Genomic DNA, 18733 nt, shown 5'->3' with positions numbered 1-18733 from the left:
CGATATTTTACCGTTCTTTTCGTGGCTCCCTCGCCGTTACATAACCGTTGAAACTGATCGGCTGGCGGTTATTGCTGATCACCTGCAGCGTGCCATAACCGTCCTCGGAGATCATCAGGGCCAGTTGTCGCGCATCATCCGTATCCCTGGGCTGGATAACGATATTCCAGCCGCCTTTACGCTTGTTATCGACCGTATACTCAAAATCCTTTGTCTTGAAGCGGAAACCGCCTTTGGTAGGATCTAACGGGGCGGTATAAGCGCGGCCAAAATAGGGAAGATCCACCAGTACGGAATCTTCCGCCACCTTTACATCGTATTGGGTAGTGAGTTGGCGGCTGCGGCCGCCCATCGGCAACACGGTCTGCGCTTTAAATACATAGGACCGGGCGGCTATCGCCTCTTTGATCTGGTCTTTTTTATCGTCCTGGGCAAAAGTATGATGGGCACTGGCGAGTGCAATTAATAAGCAGATCGTTCCATTTAACAACTTTCTCATAACACTGTTCTTTTTTTGGACTGCTGCTAAATTTACGCCAAACTTCATTCCAAACTGCAGCGGCGGCGGCGTGAGCGGCCAACTTTAACATTTAGCTTTTATTTAACAATCCGCCGTCCCTATTTCCCCGCCCTGCTGTTCATTATACACCGGCTTGCCGTAATTTTGCATTAGCAAAGCCAACCCTGCGCCAAACCGTAAAAAATTATACTATGGACAAGCAACAGCTACGCGATGCGTATAAGCTATACTGGCTGGAAAATGGAAAGCCGCCCGTTTCCGTGTACGCTTTTTGCAAGATCGTTAATCTGCCGGAGGCGTCCTTTTACGACAGCTACAGCTCCCTGGACGCCCTGGAAAAGGACATATGGCTGGGTATTTTCCAGGCCACCCTGGAGCAACTGAAAGCGGACGAGACCTATCAGAACTATTCCGCACAGGAAAAGCTGCTGGCCTTCTATTTCCTTTGGGTGCAAAACCTGAAGGCAGACCGCAGCTACATCCTCCTGCAAAAGGAACGGTTCCGCTTCCCGGTACTGCACCAGGGCCAACTGGACACCTTCCGCAAAGCTTTTATGCAGTACGCGGAAGCGCTGGTCAAAGAAGGCTACCAGACCAACGAGATCAGGGAGCGCAAGTATATTTCCGACCAGTACGTGCACGGCTTCTGGGTACAGGCGCTGTTTGTGCTCCGGTACTGGATCAATGACAGCAGCCCGCAATTTGAAATGACAGATGCCGCCATTGAAAAAGCGGTGCACCTCAGCTTCCAGTTGATCAGCTCCAATACATTTGACAGCCTGCTGGATTTCGGAAAGTTCATGTTTACCGGGAAATAACAACATCAGGATGAAGGAACAATCGAACATCCCGACCGGCAAAGTAGAAAGGGCCGGCCGCTTTATCACTACAGGCCTGAAAGTAGGCACCAATTATTTAAAACATTATACCCGCCGGCTGGTAGACCCTAACCTCAGCAAAGAATCCCTCCACGCCGACAACGCTGAAGATATTTACGATACTCTTAGCCACCTGAAAGGCAGCGCCCTTAAAGTAGCGCAGATGCTCAGCATGGACAAGGGCATGCTGCCCAAGGCCTATTCCGATATGTTCGCCATGTCGCAGTACAGCGCTCCTCCCCTTTCAGGGCCGCTGGTAGTGAACACCTTCCAGAAAACGCTGGGAAAGTCGCCCTCGCAACTGTACGACAAGTTCGAGATGCAGGCCGCCAACGCCGCATCCATCGGGCAGGTGCACAGGGCCTGGAAATGGGGCAAACAACTGGCCATCAAGATACAATACCCGGGGGTGGCTAACAGCGTGAAGTCCGACCTGCGGATCGTGAAGCCCTTTGCCGTCCGTATTGTAGGCATGAACGAGGTGGATATGGACAAATACTTCGAGGAGATCGAGACCAAGCTGCTGGAGGAAACGGATTACAAGCTGGAGCTGCGCCGCTCCATGGAGCTGTCTGCCCTGTGCGCGCATATTCCCAACCTGGTATTTCCGGCCTACTACCCCGAGCTGTCATCGGACCGGGTGATCACCATGGACTGGCTGGACGGCCATCACCTGAGGGAATTCCTGCAACGCAACCCCTCACAGGAGGCGCGCAATAAAATAGGCCAGGCGCTCTGGGACTTTTACGATTTCCAGATGCACCGGCTGAAAAAAGTGCATGCAGACCCGCACCCCGGCAATTTCCTGATGCGGGAAGACGGCACCGTAGGCATCTTTGACTTTGGCTGCATCAAGGAGATACCGGAAGATTTCTATACCAACTATTTCATGCTGGTAGACAAGGAGGTTCTGAAGGATGAGGCCAGGCGCATGGAGATCTACACCAACCTGGAAATGATACACCCCAGTGATTCGCCGAAGGAAGTAGCGTTCTACTCCGGGCTTTTCCAGCAGATGATAGACCTGATGACCCTGCCCTTTACGCAGGAGCGTTTTGACTTTGGCAACGAAGCCTATTTCCAGGAGATATACGACTACATGGATTACCTGTATAACCTGAAAGAAGTACGCGACTCCAAAGTAGCCCGGGGCTCCCGCCATTCCCTGTATGTAAACCGCACCTACTTCGGGCTGTATTCCATACTCAGCGAATTGAAGGCGGAAGTGGTCACCAGTACGACCAGCCCGGTAAAGGAGCTGGTGGAGCAGTAAAAAACTACTCCGCCCGCAAACGCTCCACGGGATTAGCCACCGCTGCTTTGATGGACTGGAAGCTGATGGTGACCAGCGCGATCAGCACTACCAGCAGGCCCGTTACCGGGAACATCCACCAACTGATCTCTGCCCGGTAGGCAAAGTCCTGCAGCCATTGATTCATCGCCCACCAGGCCACCGGCGTGGCCAGCAGCACCGCAATCAATACCAGCTTCACAAAATCCTTTGATATCAGCGTGGTTACCTGCGCTACGGAAGCGCCCAGCACTTTGCGGATGCTCACCTCCTTGCTGCGTTGCTCCGCCATGAAGGCCGACAGTGCAAACAGGCCCAGGCAGGCCACGATAATGGCCAGCACGGCAAAGCTGGTAAAAATGCGCCCCATCCGCCGCACATCGGCGTACATCTGCGCAAAACGCTCGTCCAGGAAAGTATAGCGGAAAGGCTGGTGCGCGGCAAAGTTTTTCCATACGCCCGTCACCGCTTTGATCGCTCCCTGCATATCCGTACCGCCTACTTTTACGGCCACAATGGTAGGGCTGTTACCCAGCGTCATGCACAGCGGTTCTATGTGCGTTCGCATGGATTCAAAATTGAAATCCGCCACTACCCCTATTACCTCGTAGGTGCCGTAGTTGGTAATGCGTTGCCCGACCGGGTTTTCGCCGTTGGGGAACAGCTTGCGGGCCATGGCCTGGTTAAGGATGATCGCCTGGGAGTCTGAAGGCATATCCGGGGAAAAATTCCGGCCGGCCACTATTTTCATGCCCATGGTCCTGATGTAATCATGATCAATGTCCCATTTCTGGCAGGGCACGCCGATATCCTCCCGCTGCCGTCCTTCTTTCCAGAAAGTGTTCCCGTTCCGCTTGGTGCCGCTTACCGGCAGGAAATCGCTGACCGCCACACTTTTTACCTGCGGCAGCCGGCGCAGCTCCTCCTTGAAGGCGCGCACCTGCCCACCCAGCGTTTGCGCGCCCTGGATCATCAGCACCTGGTCTTTGTCAAATCCCAGCTTGCGGTTCAGGATGAACTGCATCTGCCGGTAAATGACAAAGGTGCCGATGATCAGTATTACGGAAGTAGTGAACTGGAACACCACGAGAACGCTTCTCAGGTTGGCGTTCCGGCTGCCCCGGCTCAGGTGCCCTTTTAACACGGCCATCGGCCGGAAAGCAGAAAGATAGAATGACGGGTAGAGCCCGGCCAGCAGCCCGATCAGAACGGCGGATGCCAGGAACAGCGGCGCCAGCCACCAGGCCGTCCAGGGAACAGATAAGGATTTGCCGGCCAATGAATTGAAATACGGCAGCAGCAGCCAGGCCAGCAGCAGGCCGATAATAAAGGACAGTACGCTGTACAGCAGCGATTCCGCCAGGAACTGCTGTACCAGGCTGCTGCGAAAAGCGCCGATGGCTTTTTTCAGGCCCACCTCTTTCGCCCGGTTGGCCGATTTGGCGGTAGAAAGATTAATGAAATTGATGCAGGCAATGATCAGTATGAATACGGCGATGGCGCCAAACAGCCAGATAAAACGGATGTCCCCGTGCGACCTGCTATCGTCTATTCCCTGGGAATAAAGGCGGATATCGCCTACCGGCTGCAGGTGCAAGCGGAGGTGCAGCGATTTTCCCAGCCGCTCCAGGTTCTTGCTGCCTTCCTGTTTCAGCAGGGGAATGTAAAACTCGTTCACGGTATAATCCAGCATGCGGGTTTCCAACCGCGCAATGTCCGTGCCCGGGCGCACCATGATGTAATTCTCATAGTTGCTGGCGCCCCAGGTGGTTTGCTCGCCGGGCCAGAGCTCGTGGCCTTTCAGCGTCAGCAGGAAGTCAAACCCGTGCAGGTGGGAATTGGTCGGGATATCCTCCATCACGCCGCCGATGCGGTAGGGCTTCTTCCCGTCATCATTCAGGATCAGCATCTTGCCCACGGGGTTCTCCCCGGGGAAATACTTATCTGCCTTACGTTTGGAGATGACAATAGTATTGGGCTCGTCCAGCGCGTGGGCACGGTCGCCGTACACCATGGGTATGCTGAACATCTCCAGCAGTTGCGGATCGGCGTAGGTAAAGCCTTCTTCATAGGTGTTCTCCGCCCGGCCCGCCGGCCTTAGCTGGTTGCTGCCCGCACCGGTAAAGAGATTGCTGGGCATCAGCCGGGGCGCCAGCTCTATTTCAGGGAACTGCTGCTTCATAGCGCCGGCAAAAGGCGCGGGAAAGGAGCAGCCCTTGTTCACTACCCCATTGTCGCTCATCTCCCCCACTACCCGGTAAATGCGGTCCGCATCCGGGTAATATTTATCGTAGCTCACTTCATGACGGATGTACAATGCAATCAGCAGGCAGGCGGCAATACTCAGTGCAAAGCCCCCGATTTTTACGGCAGCATAAAGTTTTTGCTTTTGCAGTTGTCTTACAGCGATCTTAAAGTAGTTCTTCAGCATGACGGAATTGTTTCAGCATGCAGGTGCAACAAAAGCAATGCCTGCCATGGCTGAAACTGATAATCAGGTGTTTACTAAAGCAACACTGTCCGGTTCCGAATACGGCTGTCCGGTTCCGGACAAAGCTATGTCCTGCCCATGTAGGGGTCTGTGAAGCTTCCTTTTCCTGTTTCCACCCGGCCGGCGTACCTTTTCTCAAAGCCCGCGCTGCCTTTCACCAGCACGCTGCAATCGTACCAGCCATGGCTTTTGCGCAGGTCCAGCACCAGCTCTTTTGACTGGCCGGGGGGCAGCAGTTGGGTGCGGGCGCGGGTTTTATAGGCATTATCTTTTATCTCCACGGTATAAGGCGCCCGGCCGGTATTGGCAAGCCGGAGCACGAGGTTGCCGCTCAGCTTTTTGGGATTGCCGGCGGCATGTTCATAAGCGCAGGCCACGGACAGTTCCGGGTCCTGGCTGTTGCCGCTGAATTCCCGGAAGAAGCCGTTGGGCCCGTGCACCTGCAAATGATAGCGCCCCTCCTCAAAGTCCTGCAGCGCCCAGGTATCCTGCAGGCGGTCGCCGGGGGATACGGCATAGGACCATATCTTCATCACTTCCTGCCGGTACCGGCCCGGTGCGTACACGGTAAAGGGCGAGCCGGCGGCATGAGCGCCGAACACACGGTCCTTTGCTGCAAAGGATATTTCAAAAAGGCCTTTGTCCTTATCCAAAGCGCCTTCTACATATAATTCATACGGCAGCGCACAGGCCGGACGGATGCCCTTTTCCTGCATGGGCAGCATGGCGGAACCAGCGGGATCCTGGTTGATAGCGGCAATTTCCGCCCGGCCCAGTTTTTTATAGCCGGATGGCAGCCCTTTGAACTTTGCCTTATGCACGCTTTCAATGAAGGGATCTTTCTCTACCGGCACGGGTGTTTTGATCGTTTCCCCGTTATACGGACGGAACACGGAAGCCAGGTTGCCGCACACCGCACGCCGCCAGGCGCTGATGTTAGGCTCTTCCAGCGGGCGGCCCGTCTTGTGCCGCAGGAAAGTTTCCAGGAACTGCAGGGAAGAGGTATGGTCAAATACCTGCGAGTTTACCCATCCGCCGCGGCTCCAGGGCGAGGCGATCACCAGCGGCACCCGGTAGCCCAGCCCGATGGGGCTTTCCCGTTTATACTGTTCGGGCATGTAGGTTCTTTGCTGCTCCTGCTGGCGGCTCACGTATTCCACGCGGGTGTCTATACCGGCGGAAACTTTACCGGCATGAGGATCAGCCGGGTTGGGCGCCACAAAAGGCGGCACATGGTCAAAATAACCATCATTCTCGTCATACGTCAGCACAAAAATGGTCTTCTTCCATACTTCCGGGTTCTGCGTAAGGATGTCCATCACTTCGGACACATACCAGGCGCCATACCAGGCAGCGCCGGGATGATCGGAGAAGTTCTCCGGGGCCACGATCCAGGAAACCGTGGGCAGGGCGCCGTTCTGCACATCCTGCCGGAACTGGTACAGCACATCGCCTTTCGGGATGGTGACCTGGCGGGTAGTGTCGCCATCTTCATATTCCAGTGTAGTAAGCTCACCGAAGCCGGGATCATTCCGGTTATTGCAGAACGCTTTTTCGTGCAGGTTTTTCTCGTATTGGGAGAGCTGCGCATATTTTTCGCGGGTCCATACCTGTTGTTCGGCCTTCACCTGTTCCAGCCGGGCTTTCTTGTCCTCCAGTTGCTTTTGCAAAGCGTCTGCCTCTTTCCCTCCCGCTATTCCCTGCAGGCGGCTTTCCAGGGCGGCTATTTCCCCGGGTAGTTGGGCGGCGCTTTGTTCGAGGTAGCGGATATACCGTTCGGACAGCTTTACGTTGTATTGCGAAAAAAACTCAATGGCATTATCGGTAAAATTGGCCAGCCAGGCATCCCGTTCACCGGTAAAACCGCCGTCCACGCTGATATCGTTCTGGTAGATCTTCCAGGAAACGCCCTGCTCCTCCAGCCGCTCGGGATAGGTTTTCCAGCTCACCATGGTGTCGTAGTCCGCTTCCCCGTTCCATACCCTGGCCGGGGAATCTTCGTGCTGTTCCGCGCGGATGGTGCCGGACCAGAAATACAGGCGGTTGGGCGTAGTACCGGTCAGGGAGGAGCAGAAATGCTGGTCGCAAACGGTAAAAGCGTCCGCCAGCGCGTAGTAAAAGGGCAGGTCCTCCCGGGTAAAGTACCCCAGGGTAAGCGGCATTTTCGCGTAAGCTTCATGGCCGGAGCTTTTCGCCACCAGCCACTGGTCATACTTCCCGTTGTTGCGGGCATCCACCTGGTCGCTCCAGGCATGGGGCAGGGAGCCCATCCAGGTTACTTTTGAGCCTTTCATGTCCAGGCGGAAAGGCGCATAGGTGTCACCGGCGGCGTTGGACTGCAGCCATACGCTGTTGCGGTTGGGCAGGCGGATGGCGCGGGGATCATTGAACCCGCGCACGCCCTGCAGCGCGCCAAAGCAGTGATCGAAAGAACGGTTCTCCTGCATCAGGAAAACAATATGTTCCGCATCCAGGTAGGTGGAGCCGGGGGCCGGGTCAATGGCCATCGCCCTTTGCACCGATGCCGGCAGCGCAGCAAACCCCGCCGCCCCTGAAAGCAGGGCGGCTTTTTTCAGAAATTCCCTTCTTGAATCCATAGTTTATATATGAAGTGTGAGGTAAGATATAGGAAGTATGAAGGTAAGGCGAAGTATCGTAAATTTTTATCTCCTATTTCATACTTCATACATCCTTCATCTTACTTACTGCATCCTATTTCGGCTGCGTCATACTGAACCAGTTGCCGCAACCGTCTGTGAGGATGCATTCAATACCGTAGAACTGCTCCCGGGGCTCGGATTTAAATTCTACGCCTTTGGCTTTCAGTGTTTCATAGGTAGCGCGGCAGTCCGGCGTGTAGAATACGCCGGCGCCCAGCAGGCCTCTTTCCAGCAGGAGGCGGATGGCCTGCTGCGCTTCAAAATCAAACCCGTCCACGGGCATCAGGATGATCTCCAGGTCCGGCTGATCCGGCGGGTTGAGGGTCAGCCAGCGGTATCCGCCATTGGCCGCGTCTTTTTCTTCTTTTTCTGCGCTGGCGCCGTCTTCGCAGTTGTTATCGGTCATCAGTACATCCGTATGTACTTTAAATCCCAGCTTGTTTACATAAAAATCGTAAGCCTTGTCCTGGTCCAGCACAAATAAGGAAGTGTGCGACATTTTTGTGATCATAAGAGTCCTGTTTTTTTATATAACGTGGAAATTCCCGCAGGAATGTTCGCTATTCAAATTTAACAACTGCGGTTTACTTTATCACTATTCAATTTTCAGTACAGGCTGCCTTATCTTATATTTGACCCATAAATGCTCCCCCATGGCCACGCAGAAAACACTCCCCACCAACAGCAGCGTTACCGCTTTCCTGGACAGCGTAACGGACGAAAAGAAACGCGCCGACAGCTATGCCGCCCTGCAACTGATGCAGGAGGTAACCGGCTACCCCGCCGTTATGTGGGGGCCCGGCATTGTTGGTTTTGGCAGCTATCACTACAAATATGCCAGCGGGCATGAAGGAGACGCCCCGCTCACCGGCTTCTCGCCCCGTAAAAATGCGCTCACATTCTATGTGTTGCCGGGCATGGGAACGCAGGAAGCCCTGCTGGAAAAACTGGGTAAGTACAAGGCCGGCAAAGGCTGCCTCTACGTTAAGCAACTGGAGGACATAGATACCGGCGTGCTCCGTGAGCTGATCCGCAATTGCGTGGATACCCTCCAGGCCATGTACCCCGCCCGGCAGGGGTAGCCAACCCGGCAGGAACAAACAGGTACCTATGCGCAATTTATAAAAATATAGCTAATTTTAATTTGCCAGTCTTTTCAGTTCCACCTAAAGCAAAATGACCATGAAACCTAAAATTCTACTGATCATAGATGATGATCCCGATGACAGGGAATTTTTTTGCGAAGCGCTGAAAGAAGTGGATGAGTCCGCTATCTGCTATGCCTGTAAAAGCGGGATGGACGCTATTGATATGCTGACATCAGCGCAATTACCTGTGCCTGACTTTATTTTCCTGGATCTCAATATGCCGGTCCTCAGCGGCAAACAATGCCTGCAGGCATTAAAGAAGATCCGGAAGCTGGAACAGACGCATATCATTATCTATACCACCTCCAAGCTCACGGATGACTTTTCGGAAACCATCAACATGGGCGCCATGCATTTTATGACCAAGCCCACGCGGCTCTCAGAGCTGCGGGACGCACTGGCCAACGTGCTGGCAGAGAACTGGACCCTAGTACGATAACCACGGATACGGTACTAATAACAGCGGTCCTTATACGTAGATATTACACTATTCATCGTTACTCCCAATGCAACAAGGCATAACCCGGTTGTAGACAGGTTATGCCTGAAGCTGCTCCGGCCTGTAACCGGCAACCCTATATGTTTTCCCTACTGCGCCAGCAGCCGGTCCAGTGAAAACCGGCCTCCTCCCGTAATAAGCATGGCCAGGCACATGCCGATCACCAGCAGGTGGTACTCAAAGCCCTCCTGCCCTGCCGGCGCCTGCGCAAACCAGTTCATAAAGAAGCCTGTTTTATAATGCACCACGGCTATCATACCGATGAACAGGCCCATCATGGCCAGCGCCGCTATGCGGGTAGCAAAGCCGGTGAGCAGCAACAGGGTGCCCAGGCATTCCACGATAATGACCATGCAGGCTACAAATGCGGACAGGCCGACCGTTTGGGTGAGAAATTGCATTTCGCCGGAAAGCCCCGGCCCGTTAAACCAACCGAACAATTTTTGCGCAGCATGCGGAAAAATGACCAGTCCCAGCGTAAGCCGTAATACCAGTCCTACCCAGTTGTTGTCTGTTGAAAAGAGCTGTTGGATCATTGCTTTGTACTTTTTTTTCCAGCACAAAGTTGGGGCGTAAAGGGCACCGGGACCTGTGACATTTGGTAAAAAATAGTTGTGATAAATATCACAGCTTTTCGCCCCGCTGTTTTATCATCTGGCTTCTTAAGCGGCTCAGGGTTTCCCGGGTAATACCCAGGTAGGACGCTACATGCTGTTGCGCCACGCGCTGCTCCACGTGGGCGTAGCGGCGCAGGAACTCGGCATATCTTTCCGCGGACGGCTTTTGCATGAACAGCACCCGGCGCTGCAGGGCCACAAAAGCGTTGAGCATAATAATGCGCATGTACCTTTCCAGTTTGGGCATGGTAATAAATAGCTGCTCCAGCTTGATCCGTTCTATCTGCAGCACTTCGGTATCTTCCAGCGCCTCAATGTTATATACCGTGGGCGTATTGGTAAGCATGCTGTACCAGTCGGATATCCACCAGTCTTCAAAGCCGAACTGCATCACGTTTTCCCGGCCGTCTGCATCCACTTCGTACTGGCGCAGCCCGCCTTTGATCACAAAATGATCATGGCGGCAAATGTCCCCTTCCTGCAGCAGGTACTGGCGTCGGCGCAGCTTCCGGTGCTGCAGCGCGGCGCAGAAGGCGTCCTGTTCCTGTTTATCCAGCGTTACATGGCGGGCAATATGCGCCAATATCAGTTCGTACATGGGTCAAATGTACTCACTTTTTATAAGCGGCCAGTTGGGTTTCCAGCAACTGCTTGTAGTACCGGAACTGGATATCGCCCAGCTCATTGGCCACTTTTATCGCCAGGTCGTACAGGGTGCTTAGCTCTTCATTCCGGAATGCCTGGTCCTCGAAGTAGGTATAACGGGCATCTATAAACGCCGTTATCCGGTCATGCAACTGGCCGGGCGTGGCCGGTGTGATCAGGCTATCATCCAGCACTCCCCGGAAAGCCCTTTTCAGCTCCCATTCGTCATTGTTGCGCAGGTTTTCTACCGCGGCCGCCACCTGCTCCAGCGTAAGGCCGCCATCGTAAAAGGGCTGCAGCGTGCGGTTGATCCGGTTCACGATCTGCAGGTAGGCATCATTCCGTTTGCAGAAGGCCTGGAACTGCCGGTAGCGTTCCAGCACCTCCGCCTGCATGCCGTTGGCATGGGCATAAAAAAAAGCAAAGGCCTGTTTGTCCGCCAGTTCCTGCCGTTCCCTCAGTTCCGCAATGTCCGCCTCCAGCTTTTCAAGGATGCTGTCACAATCGCTGCGGCGGTATTTTACGCCGTCAAAATCAAAGCTGCCTGCCTCTACCTGCCGGTCCTTAATGGCGTTGATAATGGCCTTATCTTCTTCATGGCTGGTAATAGCGGCCTGTAGTTGCCCGTTCTCTTCGTTGAACAAGGCTTCAAAGGTGGCGGGCGCCGGCATCGCGGCCACCTGGTCAAAATCCCACTGCAGCGTGTCAATATAACGGCTGTTATAAAATCCTTTATAGGCGGCGGGCAGGCGGTAGGTTTCCTGCTGCGCAGCGTGCCAGGCGTCAAACTCCTGTGCATCGTAGTGCTGCACATCGGCCTCCAGTTGTACGGAGCGGTACAGGTGGGCGGTCAGGTTTTCCTGCAGTTGGTCTGCCTCCCGGAAGATGGCCCAGGCGCTGGTCTCATCGGGCGGCGCATCCATACCGGCCAGCTCCAGGTGCTGCTTCCGCTCTTCCAGCGTGGGGTGGCTGGCCCACTGGTTCCGGTAGTTGACGCGGGAGCGGGAAAAGGAGCGGATGAACTGGTAGGATATTTCCGGCAGGCCCTGTTTCAGCGGCAGCTTGTACTCGCTGGCCATGGAGCGGAAAACGGTGAGCTGGTTGCGGAAAATGTTGCGGGCCACCTTCTTCTCCTTCAGCCGGTCATTGGCCGTGTTGATGGCCGACGTATAGCAGCCGCCCGCCACCTCCACCCGGCTCAGGGCCGTTACCAGGTTGTTGCCGCCGGCCACGCTGGCCGCAATGGTATCCGCATGGAATTCCATTTCGCGGCTCAGCGCCAGGTAGCTTTTGTTGATCAGCTTATACATGCCTTTCAGTATCCACTGGATGCCCTGCGCTATCTTCAGGGTAAGACCGGCAAACAGCGCAAAGTAGCTGTGTATGTTGCCCCAGGCTTCCAGGAAAGCCGCATAGCCGCTGTTGTCATACAGCATATTGTAGATAATGCGGTTGGTATTGTAGGTAAAGCTGCCCAGCTTCATGCTGCGCTGGCTGAAGTGCCCGAACTCGTGCGCCATCACTGCTTTGAACTCGCTGATGTTGACGCTGTTCACCAGTCCCAGGCCTATTTCCAGGTTCTTGCGCACGGGCAGGAACATGCTCCAGAAGCTGGAATGGTAAAACACGCAGGCATTCACCTCTGGCGAGAGAAAGATCTTTTTCGGGAACTGCGTATTGGTATCTGCCGCCAGCCGGCGGATAAAGGCAAACAGCATGGGCTGCTCCGCTTCCGTTACGGCGATCCTGCCGGGGTTCTCATCCCTGGACACGGCAAATACGAACTTCACCAGGAAGTACAGCACGGAAACGCCTACGGCTATCAGTCCCAATCCTATCATGATGGTGATGATCTTGGGCAGGTGCACTACCAGCATAATGCCTGCAAAGCAGCAGGCCACGGCCAGCGCTATGGCGACGGCCAGCAGTACGATATAGGTCAGCAGGAAAAGCAGGATGGCTGCTATCACTTTCATCGCTTGTTTCCTGAAAGCCGGCGAGGGCGTTAACTGCTCCGGGTAAACATGCGCCGGCGAGGGCGGGTACAGAAAGTCGCTCATGGTACGGGTACAATGGGTGTTTGATTAAAGTTTGCCGCAACATAATAAAAAAAACAGTAACTTATCAGGGATAAACGAAAGTACCCCTTTACTGTAACATCAAAATGCATCCCCTATGATCAAACGTTTACCTTGTATTCTGTTATGGCTCTTCCTATGTACTACCGTAAAGGCTCAGCAGGCTCCCAAGCGCGAGCTGCGCGGCGCCTGGATCGCCACCTATGCGAACATAGACTGGCCTAACCGCACGCAAACGCCCGAACAGCAGCGGGCCGCCTTTATCAACATCGTGGACCACCACAAGGCTACCGGCCTGAATGCGCTGTTCATACAGGTGCGCAGCCAGTGCGACGCCATGTATCCCAGCGCCATCGATCCCTGGTCGGCAGACCTTACCGGCACCCAGGGCAATGCGCCCAGCCCCGCCTGGGACCCTATGCAGTTCATGATAGCGGAATGCCATAAAAGGGGCATTGAGTTCCATGCCTGGATCAACCCTTACCGGGCCGTGGCCAATGCCAATAACCTGCCCGGCTTTGCCGCCAGCCATGTAGCCAAACAGCACCCGGAATGGCTGCTGAGCCAGGGCAACCTGCGAGTGCTGGACCCCGGCCTGCCGGCGGTGCGCGACTACATTAGCAGCGTAATAACGGATATTCTTCAACGTTATGACGTGAACGGCATCCACTTTGACGATTATTTCTACCCGCCCTCCGCACCGGCCGGCACCACGCCTTTTAACGACGACTCTTCCTTTGCGGCAGACCCGCGCGGCTTCAGCAACCGGGCAGACTGGCGGCGGGATAATGTGAACCTGCTGATCAAAAGGGTATACGACAGCGTAAAAAGCATGAAACCCTGGGTGAAATTCGGCGTATCCCCTTCCGGCATTTACCGCAACAGCAGCAACCCGGACATCGGCTCCCCTACCGCCGGCCTGGAGCATTATACTACCCTGTATGCAGACACGCGGCGCTGGCTGCAGGAAGGCTGGGTGGATTACATCATGCCGCAGGTGTACTGGTACATCGGGCAGCCGGGCGCCAATTACGGCGTGCTCATTCCCTGGTGGAACAACCAGGCCAGCGGCCGGCACATCTACATCGGTATGGCCGGCTATAAAGTGAATGAGCCGGCGCAGGGCGCCAACTGGGCCAACCCTTCGCAGATACCCAACCAGGTGCGGATGAACCGGGACCCGGCCTACCCGCATGTATACGGGCAATCCGTTTACAATACCGGCAGCCTGCGCCATCCCAACAAGCTGGGCTTCCGGGATTCGCTGCGCCTGTTCTTTTACCAGCACCCGGCACTGCTGCCGGCCATGCCCTGGCGCGACAGCATCCCGCCACCCGCGCCTTACCGGCTTAAAACCCGCTCCTACGGGAATGATTCCGTGGTGCTGCAATGGAAAAGGCACCCTGCCGCCAACGCGCTGCAGAAAGCGCGACAGTTCGTGATCTACCGTTCTACCCACCGGCATATGGACACGGAGCTGGCGGAGAACATACTGGCTATTACCGGTATGGACCAGGCGACATTTACAGATACCGCGCTGAGCCCCGGCAGCACCTACTATTACCGGGTAACGGCCCTGGACGATTTTCACAATGAAAGCCGGCCCTCCCGCCGCAAGCGGGTATGCCTGCCACCCGACCTGCCGGCGCTGGTACAGGCTCCCGACCTGTCCAGGAAAACGGAAAAATCAAGTGTAAGCGTCAGCGTAAGGCCCAACCCCAGCGCAGACCACTTTACGCTGCTGCTGCAAAGCAGCACGGAGCAGCCGCTGCGCATACAGGTGGCGGACAACAACGGGCGGATCGTGGAAACCCGGCACAATGTAGCGCCTAACAGCACCATTACCCTGGGCAGCCGGTACCCCAACGGTATCTATTACCTGGTAGTGATACAGGGCCGCAGCCAACAAACCATCAAGCTGCTGAAGCTAGGGAACTGAACCCCTTAAAATAAAAGAAGAGACCGCGGATGCCTCCACGGTCTCTTCTTTGTTTATTGAAATGTCATTACAGGTAAAAGTCTATCAAAGCGCCGAAATAGGCCTCCTGCCAGCCTGTTACAATATCGCGGTAGGCCTCGTCGGGAATGTTGGTATGCTTCAGCTCCGCGTCCGTGCCTTTTTTTGACGGATGCAGGATGATGGTAACAATGGAGGGCGCTTCCTGTTCGCCGAAATACCATTCCTGTACGATCTTCCGGCCCTCCTCGAACTCCAGGTTCCTGCCGGCAATGCTGCCTTCCCAGAGGGAAAATTCCGAGCCTGGCTCCGTAGACATCTCCGCCGGCTCCCCGCTCCATAGCTGGATGGTAAGGGGATGGGTTAGCGCCCGGTATACATCTTCCGGCGGGGCCGGTACGGTAAAATGCTGCTTGAAGTCTTTCATGATGTGTGCAAAGGTATTCAAATATCCGTTACCACTGGTACAGGTACAACATCCACAGGCCCAGCAGCACCAGCTCTGCCGCTGCATCTGCCAGGTAAACCGGGCGGATCACCTTTTTAGCCACGTATACCACATCCACCAGCAACAGCGCCAGCGCAGCACCGGCGCCGGCAAGCACCGTGGACGCCTGCACCGTTTCCTGCCACAGCGCCACACCCAGCAGTTGCAGGCCGATCACCATGATCAAAGCGCCCGTTGTTTTTACCAGCCATACATCCGTTTTGGGGCCGGTGACCTTTTCAAAGCTGGCGTAATGCAAAAAGGGCCAGAGGCCGGTGAGCAGGTAGTACACTCCCTGCGCCCATAATAATAATGCTATCGGGTAAATGGCCTGCATGTGTAAGGATCATGATACGGTACCCTAAAAACAGTGCCACTGCCGCTGGCTGCCTGGGCCGGACAACACTGTGGCTGCAGTAGTAGAAATTACGCTACAACGTTCCCCGGCCCGCCCTTACCCACTCTCCCTGCACTGGTATATGGACTGCTTTTTGATTCACCGCAGATGATCCTCGCTTTACTCATTTGTTCATTCAAAAAACCATTTTATTATGTTTTACCATGTAAAGGAATTACAGTTCAATGCCAGGGTGTCCAAGCCGGATCCGGCCTTCGCCACCCTGCTGCTGGAACAGTTCGGTGGCGCCAACGGGGAGCTGGCGGCCGCCATGCGTTATTTTGTACAGGCCTTTGCCGCCCGCCACCCCTACCCCGACAAATACGATGTGCTGATGGATATTGCCACGGAAGAGTTCAGTCACCTGGAAATTGTAGGCGCTACCATCCAGATGCTGCTGCAGGGCGTTAACGGCGATCTAAAAAAAGCGGCCGACAATTCGGAGATCATGCAGTTACTCAATGGCAAAACCGCGAAGGAAGAGTTCATTCATAAAGCCATCATTGCGCCGCAGTTCCTGACCTCCACCGGCGGCGGCCCGGCCCTGATGAACAGCCAGGGCGCTCCCTGGACGGCTTCCTACATTAACGGCGACTGCAACGGCGATCTTACGGTAGACCTCCGCTCGGATATTGCGGCAGAGTCCAGGGCCAAGATCACGTACGAGTACCTGTTACAGTTTACGGATGACCCGAATGTAAAGGAAACGCTGAACTTCCTGATGACCCGCGAAGTAGCGCATTTCCAGATGTTCCAGGCCGCGCTTGCCACCATTGAGCCCAATTTCCCGCCGGGCGTACTGCAAAGCGATCCGCGCTACAGCAACCTGTACTTTAACATGTCCAACGGCTCCAACGTGCGCGGCCCCTGGAATGAAGGGCAAAGCCCGGACCTGGGAGAAACCTGGCAGTACATCGAGGACCCCATCAAGCACGTGCTGGAAACCAACGGCCTGCTGGACCAACAGCCACAGGGCACCGACAGGACACAGCAGGATGTAAGGAAAATGGACCGGCAGCTCAGCGATATCCGCTGCGGTGAAATAAAAAAGGCTTCTACCGATGGCGAACAGCACTGGAGCATGTCCACCCCTGAACATAACAAGTAATATGCAGGCAACCACTGAAAAGCACCAGGCCGCTACCGGCCACTCCCATGCCCAACAGCAAACGGGCCAGTTGGAAGTTGTTTACTACACTGACCCGCTTTGCTGCTGGAGCTGGGCATTTGAGCCCGCCTGGCAACAATTGCTGCGGGAATATGAAGGCCGTATTTCCTGGCGCTATTGCATGGGCGGCCTGCTGGCCGACTGGAAAGCATATCACGACACCATGAATGCGGTGAGCAAGCCCCTGCAGATGGGGCCTTTATGGATGCAGGCGCGGCAGGTATCCGGCCAGCCTTTGAACGACCGTATCTGGTTCCTGGACCCGCCGGCCTCCTCCTACCCGGCCTGCCTGGCGGTGAAATGCGCCGGGCTGCAATCTGCACGTGCCGAGCACCTGTATCTTTATTACGCCCGGAACGCGGTAATGGCGGCAGGCAGGAATATTGCCAAAAAAGCGGTGCTGCTGGAAGCCGCCGCCGACCTGGAAACGGCGCATCCCGGCACCCTGGACCTGCAGCGCTTTGAAGCGGACCTGCAGCAGGACGCCGCGCTGGCCCTTTTCCGGCAGGACCTGCAGGAAGTGAGCTACCGCAACATTACCCGTTTCCCCACGCTGGTCATACACAGCGCCGGTAAAAAAAGTGTGATGATGACCGGCTACCGCCCTTATGAAGCGCTGGCGCAACTGCTGGCGCAATTGTGATGTATGGCAGCATCAGCGTTTGGCCGCCAGGTGGTATTTTCCTACCTCCGTGCCGGCATCGTCCAGCATTTGCAGGTGCAGGTGTTTGCGGCTGGCCTTTACCTTCATCAGGGTGCGCTTGCCTTCCCTGGGGCCGCCGCCGATAATGAGCGGGTAACTGTGCTGCCCTTGTACCGGTTCGTGCACCCCGTAGCGGTGCGTGTGCCCTGAAATGCACAGGTCTATATTATGCCTGTCAAATACCGGCGCAAACAACTGCCGGCAGTGCATGGTGCCATGCCAGTCGCCGGAGTAAAACACCGGAATATGCATCATGACCACGCGGAAGGGCGCTTCCCGGAAGGCAGGGGTCTGCACTTCCCGCTCCAGCCAGTGCAACTGTTCCTGCCGGTAGGCGTCAAAGTCCACGATACCGGCATACACGGGATGATCATCCGGCTTGTCTTCACCGGTGTCCAGCACAATGAAATGCACCGGCCCCCAGGTAAAGCTGAAATACTGCCGGCTGTCCGGGTTGCGGAAATAATGGTGCAGGTCCCGCCGGTATTTGCCGCGGGTTTCATGGTTGCCGCGCACATACAGGAAAGGTTTTTCCTTCGCAAACGCGGAAGTGCAGGGCTCCAGCATGTGATCAATGATTTGCTGCTCGTCTGTCTGGAAATCGAACATATCCCCGTTAAAAAATACGAAGTCGTAGGGATCGTTGCCGTTCAGCTTCATGAGGTGCGGAATGGAATGCGGGCGGTCATGTATATCATTCATGATCAGCCAGCTCACCGTTTCGGGGCGTTCTTCCGGCGTGGTAAAGCTCAGGGTATCGCTCTCAATGGTGTTGCCATAGGTGAGCTTGTAGGGCTCAAAGCCGGTGATCTCCCTTGAAAAGGCACGGTAGTAGTAGCGGGTGCCGGGCTTCAGGCCCTGCAGGGTAATACGGTTGATGCGGTTGTAGGCATCCACCAGCCCGTCGGTGACGCTGTGAGCTTTGTGGCCCAGGCTGGCCGTCTCTCCAAACTCCACCCAACTGTAGGCGGGCAGGTTGGTGATCCACATGACGGTCATGGCGTTCGGCTGCGGCTGCTGCAGGTAAGGCGCTGTGAGGAACACGTGCCCCTTGTCCGGGTCTGCCGGCTCCAGGAGGTGCGCATGCGCCATTACGGATCCCGGTAAGAGGCCAGCGGCCATCCCGGCAGCGCCCACGCCTGCCAGGGAATGCAGGAAGCGCCTTCTGCTGCGGCCTTTTTCAGATGCTTGCAT

General features: G+C 55.5%; 17 protein-coding genes. 7 read left to right on the top strand and 10 right to left on the bottom strand.

What is annotated here, in order from left to right; genetic code table 11:
• Positions 1 to 7 precede the first annotated feature (7 nt).
• Complete coding sequence (locus LX66_RS16875) at positions 8 to 499, bottom strand: DUF4251 domain-containing protein (RefSeq protein WP_244620431.1); 492 nt, start codon at positions 497 to 499, stop codon at positions 8 to 10.
• Positions 500 to 711: 212 nt separating this feature from the next.
• Here LX66_RS16875 and LX66_RS16870 point away from each other — a divergent pair, with 212 nt between their 5' ends.
• The gene (locus tag LX66_RS16870) at positions 712 to 1338 is read left to right on the top strand and encodes a TetR family transcriptional regulator C-terminal domain-containing protein (protein ID WP_145715532.1); all 627 of its coding nucleotides are present in this window, start codon (positions 712 to 714) and stop codon (positions 1336 to 1338) included.
• 10 nt (positions 1339 to 1348) lie between these two features.
• Positions 1349 to 2671, top strand: coding sequence for an ABC1 kinase family protein (locus LX66_RS16865; protein ID WP_145715530.1), 1323 nt, complete (start codon positions 1349 to 1351; stop codon positions 2669 to 2671).
• Between the two features lie 4 nt (positions 2672 to 2675).
• Here LX66_RS16865 and LX66_RS16860 read toward each other — a convergent pair whose 3' ends face one another.
• The 3 genes from LX66_RS16860 to LX66_RS16850 all read right to left on the bottom strand — a co-directional run bounded on the left by LX66_RS16860 (position 2676) and on the right by LX66_RS16850 (position 8351).
• Positions 2676 to 5120, bottom strand: a complete 2445-nt coding sequence (locus LX66_RS16860; protein ID WP_145715528.1) for an ABC transporter permease — start codon at positions 5118 to 5120, stop codon at positions 2676 to 2678.
• A 125-nt stretch (positions 5121 to 5245) separates the two neighbouring features.
• A complete protein-coding gene (locus LX66_RS16855; RefSeq protein ID WP_145715526.1) occupies positions 5246 to 7777 on the bottom strand; it encodes a phosphocholine-specific phospholipase C in 2532 nt (843 codons plus the stop codon).
• 115 nt (positions 7778 to 7892) lie between these two features.
• Positions 7893 to 8351, bottom strand: coding sequence for a VOC family protein (locus LX66_RS16850; RefSeq protein ID WP_145715524.1), 459 nt, complete (start codon positions 8349 to 8351; stop codon positions 7893 to 7895).
• A gap of 142 nt (positions 8352 to 8493) precedes the next feature.
• Between LX66_RS16850 and LX66_RS16845 the strand changes: the two genes are divergently transcribed.
• The gene (locus LX66_RS16845) at positions 8494 to 8922 is read left to right on the top strand and encodes a DUF1801 domain-containing protein (RefSeq protein ID WP_145715522.1); all 429 of its coding nucleotides are present in this window, start codon (positions 8494 to 8496) and stop codon (positions 8920 to 8922) included.
• Between the two features lie 100 nt (positions 8923 to 9022).
• Positions 9023 to 9427 carry a response regulator gene (locus LX66_RS16840; protein ID WP_158642658.1) on the top strand — a complete coding sequence of 135 codons (405 nt, stop codon included), beginning with the start codon at positions 9023 to 9025 and terminating at the stop codon, positions 9425 to 9427.
• A 149-nt stretch (positions 9428 to 9576) separates the two neighbouring features.
• Here LX66_RS16840 and LX66_RS16835 read toward each other — a convergent pair whose 3' ends face one another.
• From LX66_RS16835 to LX66_RS16825, 3 genes are all read right to left on the bottom strand, one after another.
• Positions 9577 to 10023, bottom strand: coding sequence for a DoxX family protein (locus tag LX66_RS16835; RefSeq protein WP_145715518.1), 447 nt, complete (start codon positions 10021 to 10023; stop codon positions 9577 to 9579).
• Positions 10024 to 10111: 88 nt separating this feature from the next.
• Positions 10112 to 10702, bottom strand: a complete 591-nt coding sequence (locus LX66_RS16830) for a Crp/Fnr family transcriptional regulator (protein ID WP_145715517.1) — start codon at positions 10700 to 10702, stop codon at positions 10112 to 10114.
• Positions 10703 to 10715: 13 nt separating this feature from the next.
• Entirely contained in the window at positions 10716 to 12809 is a 2094-nt protein-coding gene (locus LX66_RS16825) for a M48 family metallopeptidase (RefSeq protein ID WP_145715516.1), read from the bottom strand.
• A 115-nt stretch (positions 12810 to 12924) separates the two neighbouring features.
• On the opposite strand from LX66_RS16825, the gene LX66_RS16820 reads away from it, so the two are divergent.
• Positions 12925 to 14766 (top strand): family 10 glycosylhydrolase, encoded by a 1842-nt coding sequence (locus LX66_RS16820; RefSeq protein ID WP_145715515.1) that lies wholly within the window; start codon positions 12925 to 12927, stop codon positions 14764 to 14766.
• Positions 14767 to 14833: 67 nt separating this feature from the next.
• On the opposite strand, the gene LX66_RS16815 is transcribed toward LX66_RS16820, so the two are convergent.
• Both LX66_RS16815 and LX66_RS16810 read right to left on the bottom strand, forming a co-directional pair.
• A complete protein-coding gene (locus tag LX66_RS16815) occupies positions 14834 to 15211 on the bottom strand; it encodes an SRPBCC domain-containing protein (RefSeq protein ID WP_145715514.1) in 378 nt (125 codons plus the stop codon).
• A gap of 28 nt (positions 15212 to 15239) precedes the next feature.
• Complete coding sequence (locus tag LX66_RS16810; RefSeq protein ID WP_145715513.1) at positions 15240 to 15608, bottom strand: hypothetical protein; 369 nt, start codon at positions 15606 to 15608, stop codon at positions 15240 to 15242.
• Between the two features lie 214 nt (positions 15609 to 15822).
• On the opposite strand from LX66_RS16810, the gene LX66_RS16805 reads away from it, so the two are divergent.
• Both LX66_RS16805 and LX66_RS16800 read left to right on the top strand, forming a co-directional pair.
• Positions 15823 to 16776: a manganese catalase family protein gene (locus LX66_RS16805; protein WP_145715512.1), complete on the top strand. Its 954-nt coding sequence runs from the start codon at positions 15823 to 15825 to the stop codon at positions 16774 to 16776.
• Position 16777: 1 nt separating this feature from the next.
• Entirely contained in the window at positions 16778 to 17479 is a 702-nt protein-coding gene (locus tag LX66_RS16800; RefSeq protein WP_158642657.1) for a DsbA family protein, read from the top strand.
• A gap of 12 nt (positions 17480 to 17491) precedes the next feature.
• Here LX66_RS16800 and LX66_RS16795 read toward each other — a convergent pair whose 3' ends face one another.
• Positions 17492 to 18733, bottom strand: a complete 1242-nt coding sequence (locus LX66_RS16795) for a purple acid phosphatase family protein (RefSeq protein ID WP_211366259.1) — start codon at positions 18731 to 18733, stop codon at positions 17492 to 17494.

The sequence above is a fragment of the Chitinophaga japonensis genome, from assembly GCF_007830125.1.
GTDB classification, from domain to species: domain Bacteria; phylum Bacteroidota; class Bacteroidia; order Chitinophagales; family Chitinophagaceae; genus Chitinophaga; species Chitinophaga japonensis.
The sequence above is the reverse complement of the archived record's forward strand: the minus strand, read 5'-3'. Positions and strand labels throughout refer to the sequence as shown.

What these genes read in the sequence shown, in the direction of transcription:
- LX66_RS16850 (WP_145715524.1), bottom strand. Translation starts at nt 8,351, where the DNA reads ATGATCACAAAAATGTCGCACACTTCCTTATTTGTGCTGGACCAGGAC.
- LX66_RS16805 (WP_145715512.1), top strand. Translation starts at nt 15,823, where the DNA reads ATGTTTTACCATGTAAAGGAATTACAGTTCAATGCCAGGGTGTCCAAG.
- LX66_RS16875 (WP_244620431.1), bottom strand. Translation starts at nt 499, where the DNA reads ATGAGAAAGTTGTTAAATGGAACGATCTGCTTATTAATTGCACTCGCC.
- LX66_RS16845 (WP_145715522.1), top strand. Translation starts at nt 8,494, where the DNA reads ATGGCCACGCAGAAAACACTCCCCACCAACAGCAGCGTTACCGCTTTC.
- LX66_RS16800 (WP_158642657.1), top strand. Translation starts at nt 16,778, where the DNA reads ATGCAGGCAACCACTGAAAAGCACCAGGCCGCTACCGGCCACTCCCAT.
- LX66_RS16870 (WP_145715532.1), top strand. Translation starts at nt 712, where the DNA reads ATGGACAAGCAACAGCTACGCGATGCGTATAAGCTATACTGGCTGGAA.
- LX66_RS16820 (WP_145715515.1), top strand. Translation starts at nt 12,925, where the DNA reads ATGATCAAACGTTTACCTTGTATTCTGTTATGGCTCTTCCTATGTACT.
- LX66_RS16795 (WP_211366259.1), bottom strand. Translation starts at nt 18,733, where the DNA reads ATGCAAGCATCTGAAAAAGGCCGCAGCAGAAGGCGCTTCCTGCATTCC.
- LX66_RS16835 (WP_145715518.1), bottom strand. Translation starts at nt 10,023, where the DNA reads ATGATCCAACAGCTCTTTTCAACAGACAACAACTGGGTAGGACTGGTA.
- LX66_RS16855 (WP_145715526.1), bottom strand. Translation starts at nt 7,777, where the DNA reads ATGGATTCAAGAAGGGAATTTCTGAAAAAAGCCGCCCTGCTTTCAGGG.
- LX66_RS16865 (WP_145715530.1), top strand. Translation starts at nt 1,349, where the DNA reads ATGAAGGAACAATCGAACATCCCGACCGGCAAAGTAGAAAGGGCCGGC.
- LX66_RS16825 (WP_145715516.1), bottom strand. Translation starts at nt 12,809, where the DNA reads ATGAGCGACTTTCTGTACCCGCCCTCGCCGGCGCATGTTTACCCGGAG.
- LX66_RS16860 (WP_145715528.1), bottom strand. Translation starts at nt 5,120, where the DNA reads ATGCTGAAGAACTACTTTAAGATCGCTGTAAGACAACTGCAAAAGCAA.
- LX66_RS16810 (WP_145715513.1), bottom strand. Translation starts at nt 15,608, where the DNA reads ATGCAGGCCATTTACCCGATAGCATTATTATTATGGGCGCAGGGAGTG.
- LX66_RS16830 (WP_145715517.1), bottom strand. Translation starts at nt 10,702, where the DNA reads ATGTACGAACTGATATTGGCGCATATTGCCCGCCATGTAACGCTGGAT.
- LX66_RS16815 (WP_145715514.1), bottom strand. Translation starts at nt 15,211, where the DNA reads ATGAAAGACTTCAAGCAGCATTTTACCGTACCGGCCCCGCCGGAAGAT.
- LX66_RS16840 (WP_158642658.1), top strand. Translation starts at nt 9,023, where the DNA reads ATGAAACCTAAAATTCTACTGATCATAGATGATGATCCCGATGACAGG.